The organism is Enterococcus sp. E4-150 (assembly GCF_035726465.1).
Lineage (GTDB): Bacteria > Bacillota > Bacilli > Lactobacillales > Enterococcaceae > Enterococcus_B > Enterococcus_B faecium.
This window is the reverse complement of record NZ_JAPRGK010000030.1, coordinates 1-12126: the sequence shown is the minus strand read 5'-3', so window position 1 is coordinate 12126 and position 12126 is coordinate 1. Positions and strand designations below refer to the sequence as shown.

Below are 12126 nucleotides of genomic sequence, written 5' to 3'. Positions count from 1 at the left end.
TCACTATCCTTTCACTATCCTATTTTTAAATATTTTGTTCCCACATTTATTTTTGAGAAACGTAATAGGCACAGCCTATTGGAACACTTTTTTTAAAAAGTGTTCCCACGTTTCCTTATGCTCTTTACAAATAAAGGCTTTTAGAGACGTTCTGGAATTTTAGATTCCTTGAATTGTTCCCATTCATCAATCAATTGGCTATAAGTAGCCATTAATTTTTTTCTTGCTCTTGTTGCTTTCGAATCAACAAAAAATCAGTTTGATTCGTTAATTCTAAATATTCTGTTCGGTATTCAATGTTCATCGTACCCGTTTTACTACATAGTAACTGATTATGACGTTCTTTCACTTTGAATAACTGCTCCTTCTTTAAGGTTTTTAACTCCATGCCAACTATAAGCACAATCCTGTATAGAGGAATCATTTTCAAACGATTCTCCATAATTATTTATCTTTCATTGGAAGTTCTAAATCACTACTGTTCCAAAAAATGTATGGTTTGTTTTGACGAATATTACTTCCATCTAACCACAATTTTCCGATGCCATATCGTAGGCTTGCTTCGACTTCATAAAAATTGTAGATCTCTTTTCTTCGATCTATTGCTTTCATTTCCTGGCCATTTTTTAAAATAGATCTGATGCCCTTAACAGTAGATTCATGGATACTCGTGTGAACGATATCCGTATTGATCAATTCGTCATATCTTCCAAAATCAACATTGTACTCATAACCAAGAAGTGTCGGAATCAGGTCAATTTCAATTTCTTTTTCAATTGAACGTTTAATAAGTTTCGTGGATACATACCCGACAAAAAAGAGAATAATACCCACTTCAAACAAATACATGTGTCCATTTACAAAGTGAATAAACGTCAATAAAAAATCCTTCACTCCTTTTGTTGTTCTTCCAGATTGTTCAATTTGTTTTATTAAAGTCGCTAGAATTGCATTTACAACAATTAAATCGAATAGGCTTTTGAAAAGTTTTCCTGCTGTTAATTTTTGCCTGGTAAATTGCATGACTAATTGAGTAAAAATAGACAATAGCATGACAAAAATCAACGTCATTAGCACTGTAAAAATGTCTGATGCTGCAATCCTATTGGGATCATTTATCAAGTAATAAGCCGTTCCAAATACTCCAATCGAGTAAACGGTTAAATCAAGAATAAGTCGTGCCCCGTAACTACAAAGTTTTCCTAATGGCCATAATTGCAATACCCAAAATTTCTTTCGTTTGCTATTTCTTTTCAGAGGAAGCCAGGTGTGTTCAATCCAGTCGTCCGATTTCATTTCGATTTCTTCCCTAAATTCTTTCCTTTAACGTTTTCCTTTGCTACTTTAGCAGCGATAGGTTGCTCAATGAACCAATTTTTTAAGTAAATAAAAACTACTACTGGATATACTTCTTCCTTTTTCTTAACTCGTTAGCTATTTTATACTCAATATACTCCTGCTCTAACACACACAAACAATCATATACCTGATCCATAGTCTCCCCAGAAGCTAAGGACAACCCATGAAGAAACTCAATCGGCAAAGAAGCAACTGTTTTTTCCCTGGTAACCCAAGAAGACAAAGTCCCCTGCTTAAAACCATAAAGCTCACAGAACACTTCCACAGATAATCCCAAACGACCAATGATAAACACATTAACAGGATGTGAATAGACATAATTTTTTAACGACATACAACTTCCTCCATGATACATAAGACTGCATACGCAGTTATAAGTATACCACCTACACGTAGCTAGGCAAAGGGAGCAACACCTACAGAAGTATCATAGATATATTGTATAAGGCAATTTGCACCTTTTATTTTTCAACCTGTATCTACTTCAAAAAGATTCACTTCTTTAAGAGGGTTCAAGGGGGTTGATAATTGTCTAAATGTCTCTTCTACTAAGCTCTCGTTGAGTCCAAATACCTCTGTGATCCTTGTTGAATAATCTAGTCTCTTTTCTTTACTTAGTTGAATAACCCTCGCGAACAACGTTTTGACTGAAGCAATGATCATTCCGCCATTTCTTCCTCGTGTTACCTTGTAGAAGACTTTATTCTCCTCTCGTAACTCATTTAAGATCTTATCAAGTGTTCGCTTGGGCATCGTTAGTTGTGAAGCCAATTCTTTTTTTGACAGGTTCAAATAAGGCTCACTAGCAAGACTTTTTTCGCTTAGATAAGCCAATAGATCTTCTTTCCATTCATTTTTATGACTATATTTTCTTTGATCTCGTGGCTTTTTAAATTTCCACCAGCCACGTCGTTGAATGAACAGATCATTATTTTTTAAGGTTGGTGAAACCCATTGCTGGCACAATTCAATAATGAATTCTCTGCTTGCTGCTTGATAATTACCAGAATAAGCACTACGTACAATCTTTACTAATTCTGCTTCAGATAGCGGTTCCTGTAACCGTTCGTTGAATGTGAACATATTGTATTCGCAAGTATCCAATGCATAACCTGAAGAGTAATAAGCTAAAGAAAGCGTGAAAATCACATTATTTCGACCAAGACGTCCTTCTCCGCCGACGATGTTTGCTTTATGAAGTAACATATCGAACCACGGTTCATCTACTTGACGAATTTCTTTTTTCTCAGGAAAGACAATTAGTTTTCGTTCTCGATCTTCTTTTGTTTTTTGATCTGATTCAAGCTTCATCGACCATTGAATCCAGTCAGCAAAAGAATACTGATAGTTCATTTCTTTAAAAACAATATTATTTTCTTGTGGGAATCGAGCAATTCCGAAGTGGTTACATCCTAGATCCACTCCGGACAATTTTTCAGCCAACTGTAGACGAATTGTTTTTGAAATTTTTTTTGCTACATCGATCACCTTGAAATTGCTTTTCTTTGTGACATAGCCTGGTGTCTTTAGTACAAAATAAACTTGATAACCATGATCTGATTCTAAAATTAGCGTTGGCATGTAGCCCACTTGATCTAAACAGGCTAAAATAATTTCGCCTTGATGGTTCTCTTTTGAATCGATATCAACTACAAATGTGTTGATTTGACTTAAGTTTTTCTCAGAATGACCTTTAACCACTGTTCGATAATCATCCGCATAAGTACCAAAGCGATAGGTATTAGGTGTCCAATGCGTTAGTTTCTTTTCGTTCTCTAAAATAGCTTCTTCCGAAGTAATGACCATACCACGCCCAACATTCATTAATTGCTTGCTACGGTACGCAAAGATAGCACCACTCCTACTGGAATCAATATGACCTGCAGGTTTCATGGTGCTGTTTCGATATTTGTATGTACGTAAGCCGTTTTTAAGAATAGCTGAATAAATTTCGCTCAACATCGATTGTAACGTCCTTTCTCAAACAAAAAGAGAACACAGTTTAGCTTTAATCTCAGCCATAGTATGTGTTCTCTCTTCAGTGTTTAAGAATATTTAATTTAAGTACACTAAATAAACGTTCTTCTGTTGAGTTGCTCGCCTTTTTTTGGTAGAATAAAGGCAATCGGAAAAGGTATCCGATCAACTTTTAATATAAGTAGTTGGTAGCTACTTACATATTCTTGAGACGAGCGTGAACACATGTCCTAACCATGTGATTCAGAAATAATTGATTCTGCTAAAATCAATTATTTCCGTCTCTTTTTTTTATGTAATTTTTCTGTTTAAAGAGTACCACTGCTTTTGCTACTTTGTAAATAGTGAATTATCTGTGGTTTCTATAGAATTAAGTTTACCTCTTTTCACTCTAAATTGTCAACGCAAAACGCACAAATATATTTTGACATTTTGAATATATCTGATATACTGAATATAGCAAATATATTTAGTATATCCACTATATTCCTTATAAAGTCTGAATTCTTATCAATTTGGAGTATATTAGATATATCGAATATATTAAGTATATGAAGTATACTAAATATATTTAGTATAGGAAATTGGAGGGAACTATGGAAAACTTACGGACTGCATTTAAAACATCAGATAAACTAGGAAAAGTTGTAATGCTTACAGGTAGAAAAGGCGGCATTGGTAAGACTACAGACAATGATTTATTAGCGATTGTTTCTAGTCAACTTTTTGAAAAAGACGTGTTGCTAATTGATTATGACCAACAAAGAAATACTACTTCCAACATTGGATCAACGTATCAAATTACTAGCTTTGATCGATCCATGTCTGCAGCAATCAAAAAAGGGGACTGGGTTTCAGGTATTACTCAAGTAAGTCCACATTTATATATTATGGCTGGCTCTCCTGGATCTGAAGAACTTAATGAATACTTGTCCGAAAAATATCCTGATCGTCGTAAGAGATCATTGGCCTTCATTAAACCTTTAGAAGAATTGAGAAAAAATTTCGATTATATCTTTATCGACTGCCCACCATCAACAGATAATGTGGTTCGTGCATTCTTAACTGCTGCAGATTATATTATTGCAATGCAAGAATTAAAACGGTACGCAATGGAAGGAACAGAAGATTTTATTAATAAAGTTTTAGTTCCGATTGTCACGAATTTTGAAGAGTCTCATCTTCAAATCATTGGAATTTTGCCTGTTCTTTTCTCAGTGCGACGTTCCTCTCAACACGCAAACTATCAAAAAACAATTGATAAGTATGGTGAATCAAACATTTTTAAAAGCATTGTTAAAGGCTCGGATCGGTTAGAAATGTATGGTGAGAATGGTATCCAATTAAATGATTATGTAGATCGAAGATGGTGGGCTATTTTTGCAGACATCTTTACAGAATTAGAAGAAAGAATTGAATACTATGAACAACATGGTGATATTGAAGGATTTGATTATACACCTAAATATGCTGACTCAATGGCCAATCATATCCTACCTCTTGGAAAGGAGATTAAACTAAATGGCATTATTACCAACGAACAAAGATAAGAAGAAAATTGGTGCTGAAGATATTTCAATTAAAGATGATATTAATGTCGAGTTAGGGGAACGAAAGTACACTGCGAAAGAAAGAAAACCAGTTCAAGTAGATCCTCCCGTACTAAAAACCATTCGGGATCTTAGTTATGCAAAAGATATTCCTATGTATGAAATAGTCAAACTTGCAATGGACGCCTATGTTGATACTTTAAACGACGAGGAACGGATTATATATAATAGACGATCAAAAGATTAAAATATAGTAGGTATACTAGATATAGTAAATATATTTAGTATACTTACTATATTTTTAGCTTTATTAATCCTAATCCTTCAAAATATGTGTATTGTTTGGGGGTATACAACATTCACAAATTTTATTGTTTCTAGTTTTTACTATACTAAATATATTTAATATAGTGAGTATAGTAAATATATTGGTTTTTATCTACAGGTAATGGTGGTTTTAACAAACATATAGTTACAGTTACTGAAGAACAGTCCGTTAGTCAGCAGGAGTAAGTAATAAATCGTTTGTGAGACACTATTTTGATTGATACGACCTCTAACCATGTGTTTGTTTCATTTATGTTATAATAAGAATGTAAGCATATTAAACAGCAAACTATCACAGCAGCACTAGACTCAATCAAATGAAGGGGGATGGTGCTAATGAAAAAACTACTAGCAATTTCCCTTATCCTAAAAAGGAGAATTAATAGTGTCAAAAGAACCTATGTCCGCATGGATGCAGCTCGCTCTTAGCATCATAAAGCTGATCTCTAATTTTGTGGCTTTAGACAATAGAGCAAAGGTTCTAACTACGCAATGTTTAGTAATACTTACTTGTAGCCTACTGGTTGTAATAGTATTTCTTTTACTTGCGTTATTCGTAGTACACCTTTTGTTTTTTTAAAACAAAAGAAGCTTATTCAACTATATTTAGCTGAATAAGCTGGTCTCAATGTTAAATCAAGTTTGTTGGACGGGTTTAACATTGCTTTCTAGTGCTATTTTAGTTAGCTCTAGTATGCTTCAAGCTAGTTACAACGTCCTAAGGTTGTAACTAGTTTTTTTATATTTTTTAATTACCTATAGGTAATTTTATCAGAATTGATACAAAATGTAAAACATAAAAGAAATATAATTTTATTGCACTTTAATAGCCAATATAGTATTCGTATTTATGGTATCCTGCTGCAGCTTCTACATAGAAAGAGAAGCGTTCAACACCAACCTCATTTATCAAACGCTGGCCATAACCCCAAATCTCTTCTGATAGCTGATCAAAGGTTATATACTTTAGCTCATATTGCTGGATAATGTTCATTCTAATCGACCCCATTTATTATCCTGGTAAAATTCGATATGACGTATTTCGTCGTAGTGAACTTTGTTTTTTCCAACGTAGATCCCCAGCTCATCACTACCTAAGATCTTGCTAACAATATCTTCTGGATAGTATCCTTCAGCGTTTCGTTCTTCTTTTTGAATACATACTGATCTATTTTTTATGACTGCAGCGTTCAATACTTCCGCAACCTCTTCAGTCGTCATTTGTTCTTTTGCCAAATTTTGATTGGCTCGTTGTTCATTGTCGGCATCAATTTTTTCAGTATGATCAGATAAATAAAAACCTGCCCACTTTAAACGTCCACGATCATTATAATCAATCATTTTTAAGCCCTCCTGCGCCGCCTGCATGGCCACCAACCAATGTACTTCTAGTAATACTACGAGCGCCTTCTAACATAGAAGAAGCATGTACAATCGACGTAAAACCATATTTTTGCCGAATCTTGTCAATAATTTTATCTAAATTTTCTTCGTCAATTTGCTTTTGTGGATCACTAAATAAATCCAGCTGAAGCGAATCAGTGTACACAAGCTTGCTATAGGTTATTCCAACGTGCCTTACTTCTTGTCCTTCATAATACTTATCAAACAAGAAAAGACAGTAATTCTGCAATTCCTTTGTATTATCTGTTATAGGGATCTTCATCTGGTGTGAAAAACCTGGTCTCGTTTCTAAGATCGACGTGCCAATGTATAAATGGACACAACCTGTTTTACAGTTATGTTGCCTGATACGAATAGCTACTTGTTCCGCCATTTCTTTTACCACCAGTTCGATTTCATTTCTCCTGGTATAATCTCGTGGTAACACTTGTGAATTACCATATGATTTTTCCTTTGTCGGTTCTGGTGGGATCGCTATATCTGTTCGATCGATCCCGTTCGCATGAAAATACAGCTGTAAGCCAATCACACCTAAATGGCTCTTAATAGTGTATGGATTCCAATTAGCTAAGTCTTTAATACTCATGATACCAATTTGGTTGAGTCTTTTTTTCATTCGAGATCCAATACCCCAAAGGTCTGTCATTTCAGGAATATTCCATACTTTATCAGGAACATTTTGATACGTCCATTCAGCAAGGAATCCATCATTATGTTTTGCTTCATTGTCTAAAGCAAGTTTAGCTAATAAGGGATTATCTCCGACACCTACTGTAGCAAGCAATCCTAGCTCTTCTTTAATATTCTCCTGGATCATTTGAGCCAGCTTCTTTCTCCGTTGACTTCTTGTTCCTTCAGTCGTAAAAAGATTCATTGATCTGGTCACTTTTAAGATCGATTCATCGATCGAGTAAATCAATAAATCTTCGTCTGCTACATACCTTCTGAAAATATTGTTTACCTGCATATTTCGCTTAATATAGAGATTCATGCGTGGTGGAACGACATGTAACGTTTTAGGAAAAGGTTGCGGTAGATCTCGTGGTCGACTGACATTAGAAATACCGTACTTCTTCTTTGCAGCTGGTGAAGAAGCTAAAATCAACCCTGATCCTGTATTATCCGCTCGACTCATGACGACTAATTCAGTCGTTAATGGATCTAAATTCCTTTCTATACATTCGACACTTGCGTAAAAGCTTTTCATATCGATCAAAAAGTAATCATTTACTGGCTCTTTTGAATAATCCATCATAAATAACACTCCATTCTTCCACATTATACAAACATACGTTCGTTTTTGTAAAGAAGAATCGATTAAATGTACAAAAAAAGAAGCATAGGTAAGTTATTTCCCTACTTCTTCTGTTGATTTGTAAAATCAACACATTGTATCACTTTATTAAATGGATATTTACTATTAGTCTTGTGAAAATTTGAAAATAAGTGTCGTATTATCCAGTTTTGCTTAGTTATATTAGAAAAAAATAAGAAATTCAAAAAAGAAAAAACTTTCCTTAAAAACAAAAAATAGGAGTATTCAGTTTCTTAATAGTTTTGTAATAGTTGTATGTAGAAGTTTTCTTAATAGTTTTTGTAATAATTTATTAATCGTAGTTTATATAACTTATTTGTAAGTGACTAGAGAATTAAATAAAAAATAATTACTATCTAGTACGAAATTAATTACATAGGATAATATATTAAGGTGCTGGACTACAAGTAAAAAATACTGTATGATCATGACAGATTCAAGAAAGGAGCAATAAGATTGGTTAAGATAGCAGGACTTTCTAAAGGTGGAAAAACCGTTTCACAACTTTATAAACAAAACTACAGAGACTGGAGACAGTTCAGAAAAAACATTAAGGATTCTTACTTTATTCTACCAACAGAACTTGAAAAATATTTACCGAATAACAAAGCTATTAATTTATATCTGTATTACTGTTTTAAGGCAAAGAATGAAGGCGGGGATTCCTGGCATTCGGTCAATACCATAGCAGAGTCTCTAGGAGTGACAACTAAAACTATAAACACCTGGAATAAAACCTTAGTTGATTTAGGTATGATTGCACGTATAGACGATAACCATCTCAGTAAATCGACAATTTTACTTCCTCTCTCTAGTTACTATAAATTAGCCCTTGATAGTTCTTTAAAGGATGTTACCGAGAGCACTGTCCATGAAATTGATGGCAACTTGGTTGCAGTTTATCATTTGTTTGAATGGAGAAAAAATGAGGCTGATGAAAATTATAACGTTCCTTATAACACACTCTGTTGTGTTTTTAAAAGAAAAACACAAAAAGATACTATCTATAAATTTATCTTGGTCCAAGATGAGAAAATAAGTAATTTCGAATTAAGCACTCCTTCTAGTAAGATTTATGACGATGCATATAGATTTGAATGTCAAGATCTAGAAGCCCTCCTTTCCGCAAATAATCTAAACAATATAGAACATGAAAACTTTGTTGTAAACACTAGATTTAATTTAGTTTCTGAAAAGGACTCAGATTTGTTAGATTTGCTGATAGAGCTTACTAAAAATCTAGATAAGAAAGAAAACATTACTGTACTATAACTAGCATCGGTCCATCATTAAGTTTGGACTATTAGAACACTTGCTATTACAGAAAAAGGTATGCTAGCCACGCTTACTATTTATTGGTATCAAACAAGTATCTTAATTTGAAAGGAAGATGATTTATGGCTAATTTATATATAGAGAACAAAGGAGACTTGAATGCCATTATTACTTTAATCGTAGTTATGGTAAAATCAATAGGTAATATCACAATAGGAATGCTGTTTATTATATTAGCAGCAGTGCTGATTTTTATGATAGTTATTTGGTTCTTAAATGAAAGATCTAAAGACAATCAACACCGTAGGGATATGGAGATAAAATCAATAGAGTCAATAGATTATTTATCGATAATAACACTAAAAAAGCCACGTTCCTAAACGTGACTTACGCTGAACGATATGTGTTGTTTGGTAGACGAACAAATCGTTCATTATAAATATATGATGGTATCCTAATATAGTAAGCGTGGCTAGCATACCTTTAATTACTTTACCTTTTACAGTTACCATACACATTTTTTGAGCAGAAATCAAGTAAATAAAAAAATATTATATTTCACAACATGCTAATAGACTCATATCTAGAACGCATTAAGTATTTACCTGTCTGGTTCGCTGAGACTTCTTTTTTAACTTTCTTCAATTTTCTTCTTTATTCTAAAAAGCGTACTGCGACTGAAACCGGTTATAGCTTCAACTTCCTTATACGATTTACCTGAAGTAAGCAGTTCATATGCGTGCCTCTTCTTCGGTGTGATTGTTGCTTTCGGACGTCCTTCTCTGAAATTAGGATTATTCTTTCTTGCAAACATTTTTCCTTCTTGGGTACGTTCCACAATCATATCACGTTCCATTTCTGCTACACTCAACAACGTCCGTGTCACCATTCGCCCCATGGACGTATTTTCAATCGTTCCTAGATTCAAAACCTTGATCGTTACGTTATCATCGAGTAAAGGTTCAATGATCTCTAATGCTTCTCTCGTGTTACGAGCAAATCGATCAAGCTTCGTAACAACTATTTCATCTCCAGGCTTCAGACCAGCCAACAGCTGATTGAATTTTGGCCGATCCCGTTTTGTACCCGTAAATTTTTCTGAAAAAATATTCTTCTTCTCTACGCCGTTCTCAAGCAACTGTTGAATTTGTTCTTTTGTACTTTGAGAAGCGGTTGAGACACGTGCATATCCATATTTCGTCATTTGGTCCACCTACTTTTACAAATCATCTATCGTATACTCAGAATACCCTTCATAGAAATAGCTGACATCGATTCCTTTCATATATAACTCGCGATCGTCAATTTTATCAGTCAGAGCATTGGAAATTAGATAGCGTATTTCCAAATCGTTTATGGGACTTCGCTCCATTGCAGAAAGATAGTCTGCTTTATCGATTAAGTTCCAATCTACAACTTTTTGCAATTCTTCCTTTAAAATGAGATCCAGCCAAATTCTAGTACTTCGGCCATTTCCTTCTCGAAATGGGTGAGCGATATTCATCTCCACATATTTCTTGATAATCTCTTCAAAAGAAGTTTGTGGCATCTGATCAATATGCTGTAACGAATGTTCTAAATACATAACTGGTGCAAATCGAAAATTTCCTTTTGCAATATTGACCGATCGGATTTTTCCGGCAAAATCGTAAATATCCGAAAATAGAAATTCATGAATTTCAGATAAACCTTTAAATGTACCAACTTCGATTTCATTTATTTTTCCACAATCGTACAATTCTTTCGCTTTTTGTTTACTGAGTTTTTCTTCAACCTTAGCCAACTCAACTTGATTGGTTAATCCCAATTTATTCTCTAAAATCATGCGAAATCTCCTTAACTTTATGACATAAGTTTATGAAACACTCTCAACCCCATTATATCGCGATTTTGTTTATGTGTCAAAAACTATTAAGTTTCTGACCCCCGATAGATTTTTCAAGTGTCTCTATTTTGCACAGTCTAGTTGACCTTTGATACACCTCTATATTTATAGAGAATCTAAAACATCAACATGGCATACTCAAAATTCTAAATATTAGGGATAAAGAATTCTCCTATACAATCAAAAATTTCCTTTATTTCGAACTCCGGTCACCTAACTCTATTGATCTCTTACAAGCCAAAGAATATCTCTATACTACAAAGAAACAATAGGGTGCCTGGTTGGTCTCTTTGTGTTTTATTTTAGAATCTAGAACGTAAATATTCTTGTCATTCTGATTTTATCTAAGAATATCAATTAAATCTTTTTTTGCAGCCTCTGAAGCGGGCATTACAGAAAAGACCAGTCCAATAACCGAAGATACCCCAACCGCTAGTAAAATAGTAAATAGATCAAGTGACACGTTTACCTTTATCAAAGAACCAACACTATAAGCAAGAGCCATTCCTAATAAATAGCCAATTAACCCTCCTGAAAGAGTTAAAATCAAACCTTCTAAAAGGAACTGCAGCATAATCGATTTTCGAGTAGCTCCTAGGGCTCTTCTTATACCGATCTCTTTTGTTCGTTCAGATACAGATATATACATCATGTTCATTACACCTACCCCTGCGATAAATAAAGATATACCTGCTACAGCTGTTATAAAATAAGTGATCGTACTGAGGATTTGACCAATTCCTTTCGTTAACATAGCCGTATCTAACACTTCATATTCCCCCAAATGTTTCAAACTACCTTTTTCTTTCAATTGGTTTATCACTTTAGAGGTCACCTTGTCAGGTTCAACTCCTTCCTCTAAAGTTAACGTTAGAGACGATGTATCCTTTTCAGACTTAAAATAATAGGTTCTGTTGCAAAGTTTTAAATAAAGAATAAAATCCCTTACGGTATCTATGATTTAAGCTGGGATTCCCAATAATACCTTGATTTCAGTACAGACCGAAAACCCGAAGAGAGTGCCTTCTTTTCGG

The 12126-nt window shown here is 34.1% G+C and carries 13 protein-coding genes and 1 pseudogene; 4 read left to right on the top strand and 10 right to left on the bottom strand.

The window, feature by feature from the left end:
- Positions 1 to 211: 211 nt before the first annotated feature.
- The 4 genes from OZ002_RS13020 to OZ002_RS13005 form a co-directional block, all read right to left on the bottom strand.
- Positions 212 to 424, bottom strand: coding sequence for a hypothetical protein (locus OZ002_RS13020; RefSeq protein ID WP_002324171.1), 213 nt, complete (start codon positions 422 to 424; stop codon positions 212 to 214).
- A 20-nt stretch (positions 425 to 444) separates the two neighbouring features.
- Positions 445 to 1296: a hypothetical protein gene (locus OZ002_RS13015; protein ID WP_002287227.1), complete on the bottom strand. Its 852-nt coding sequence runs from the start codon at positions 1294 to 1296 to the stop codon at positions 445 to 447.
- 100 nt (positions 1297 to 1396) lie between these two features.
- Positions 1397 to 1693: a replication control protein PrgN gene (locus OZ002_RS13010; RefSeq protein ID WP_000053907.1), complete on the bottom strand. Its 297-nt coding sequence runs from the start codon at positions 1691 to 1693 to the stop codon at positions 1397 to 1399.
- A gap of 134 nt (positions 1694 to 1827) precedes the next feature.
- Entirely contained in the window at positions 1828 to 3321 is a 1494-nt protein-coding gene (locus OZ002_RS13005) for a primase C-terminal domain-containing protein (RefSeq protein ID WP_000947691.1), read from the bottom strand.
- Positions 3322 to 3932: 611 nt separating this feature from the next.
- On the opposite strand from OZ002_RS13005, the gene OZ002_RS13000 reads away from it, so the two are divergent.
- Positions 3933 to 4886, top strand: a complete 954-nt coding sequence (locus OZ002_RS13000) for a ParA family protein (protein ID WP_000429439.1) — start codon at positions 3933 to 3935, stop codon at positions 4884 to 4886.
- Positions 4858 to 5133: a DNA segregation protein PrgO gene (prgO, locus tag OZ002_RS12995; RefSeq protein ID WP_001196543.1), complete on the top strand. Its 276-nt coding sequence runs from the start codon at positions 4858 to 4860 to the stop codon at positions 5131 to 5133. Before OZ002_RS13000 ends, prgO begins: the two co-directional genes overlap by 29 nt.
- 903 nt (positions 5134 to 6036) lie before the next feature.
- Here the strand turns inward: prgO and OZ002_RS12990 are convergent.
- From OZ002_RS12990 to OZ002_RS12980, 3 genes are read right to left on the bottom strand one after another with little or no spacing between them, the layout of a single operon-like run.
- Positions 6037 to 6207 (bottom strand): hypothetical protein, encoded by a 171-nt coding sequence (locus OZ002_RS12990; RefSeq protein WP_073490843.1) that lies wholly within the window; start codon positions 6205 to 6207, stop codon positions 6037 to 6039.
- Positions 6204 to 6554 (bottom strand): hypothetical protein, encoded by a 351-nt coding sequence (locus OZ002_RS12985; RefSeq protein ID WP_002326767.1) that lies wholly within the window; start codon positions 6552 to 6554, stop codon positions 6204 to 6206. The genes OZ002_RS12990 and OZ002_RS12985 overlap by 4 nt, the downstream gene beginning before the upstream one ends.
- The gene (locus OZ002_RS12980) at positions 6547 to 7872 is read right to left on the bottom strand and encodes a Y-family DNA polymerase (RefSeq protein ID WP_002342448.1); all 1326 of its coding nucleotides are present in this window, start codon (positions 7870 to 7872) and stop codon (positions 6547 to 6549) included. The genes OZ002_RS12985 and OZ002_RS12980 overlap by 8 nt, the downstream gene beginning before the upstream one ends.
- Before the next feature lie 516 nt (positions 7873 to 8388).
- Between OZ002_RS12980 and OZ002_RS12975 the strand changes: the two genes are divergently transcribed.
- Positions 8389 to 9204, top strand: coding sequence for a helix-turn-helix domain-containing protein (locus OZ002_RS12975; RefSeq protein WP_002326780.1), 816 nt, complete (start codon positions 8389 to 8391; stop codon positions 9202 to 9204).
- A gap of 125 nt (positions 9205 to 9329) precedes the next feature.
- The gene (locus OZ002_RS12970) at positions 9330 to 9587 is read left to right on the top strand and encodes a hypothetical protein (RefSeq protein ID WP_002326781.1); all 258 of its coding nucleotides are present in this window, start codon (positions 9330 to 9332) and stop codon (positions 9585 to 9587) included.
- Positions 9588 to 9838: 251 nt separating this feature from the next.
- Here OZ002_RS12970 and OZ002_RS12965 read toward each other — a convergent pair whose 3' ends face one another.
- The 3 genes and pseudogenes from OZ002_RS12965 to OZ002_RS12955 form a co-directional block, all read right to left on the bottom strand.
- Positions 9839 to 10411 carry a recombinase family protein gene (locus OZ002_RS12965; RefSeq protein WP_000170424.1) on the bottom strand — a complete coding sequence of 191 codons (573 nt, stop codon included), beginning with the start codon at positions 10409 to 10411 and terminating at the stop codon, positions 9839 to 9841.
- A 15-nt stretch (positions 10412 to 10426) separates the two neighbouring features.
- Positions 10427 to 11032 (bottom strand): protein adenylyltransferase Fic, encoded by a 606-nt coding sequence (gene fic, locus OZ002_RS12960; protein WP_000599739.1) that lies wholly within the window; start codon positions 11030 to 11032, stop codon positions 10427 to 10429.
- A 400-nt stretch (positions 11033 to 11432) separates the two neighbouring features.
- Positions 11433 to 11999, bottom strand: a pseudogene (locus OZ002_RS12955) (ABC transporter permease); the annotation flags it as partial.
- Between the last annotated feature and the right edge of the window lie 127 nt (positions 12000 to 12126).

Bases quoted from the DNA above. Each gene is read 5' to 3' on its own strand.
- fic (WP_000599739.1), bottom strand. From the start codon at position 11,032: ATGATTTTAGAGAATAAATTGGGATTAACCAATCAAGTTGAGTTGGCT.
- OZ002_RS13010 (WP_000053907.1), bottom strand. From the start codon at position 1,693: ATGTCGTTAAAAAATTATGTCTATTCACATCCTGTTAATGTGTTTATC.
- OZ002_RS12965 (WP_000170424.1), bottom strand. From the start codon at position 10,411: ATGACGAAATATGGATATGCACGTGTCTCAACCGCTTCTCAAAGTACA.
- OZ002_RS12985 (WP_002326767.1), bottom strand. From the start codon at position 6,554: ATGATTGATTATAATGATCGTGGACGTTTAAAGTGGGCAGGTTTTTAT.
- OZ002_RS13005 (WP_000947691.1), bottom strand. From the start codon at position 3,321: ATGTTGAGCGAAATTTATTCAGCTATTCTTAAAAACGGCTTACGTACA.
- OZ002_RS13000 (WP_000429439.1), top strand. From the start codon at position 3,933: ATGGAAAACTTACGGACTGCATTTAAAACATCAGATAAACTAGGAAAA.
- OZ002_RS12970 (WP_002326781.1), top strand. From the start codon at position 9,330: ATGGCTAATTTATATATAGAGAACAAAGGAGACTTGAATGCCATTATT.
- prgO (WP_001196543.1), top strand. From the start codon at position 4,858: ATGGCATTATTACCAACGAACAAAGATAAGAAGAAAATTGGTGCTGAA.
- OZ002_RS12980 (WP_002342448.1), bottom strand. From the start codon at position 7,872: ATGATGGATTATTCAAAAGAGCCAGTAAATGATTACTTTTTGATCGAT.
- OZ002_RS12990 (WP_073490843.1), bottom strand. From the start codon at position 6,207: ATGAACATTATCCAGCAATATGAGCTAAAGTATATAACCTTTGATCAG.
- OZ002_RS13015 (WP_002287227.1), bottom strand. From the start codon at position 1,296: ATGAAATCGGACGACTGGATTGAACACACCTGGCTTCCTCTGAAAAGA.
- OZ002_RS13020 (WP_002324171.1), bottom strand. From the start codon at position 424: ATGATTCCTCTATACAGGATTGTGCTTATAGTTGGCATGGAGTTAAAA.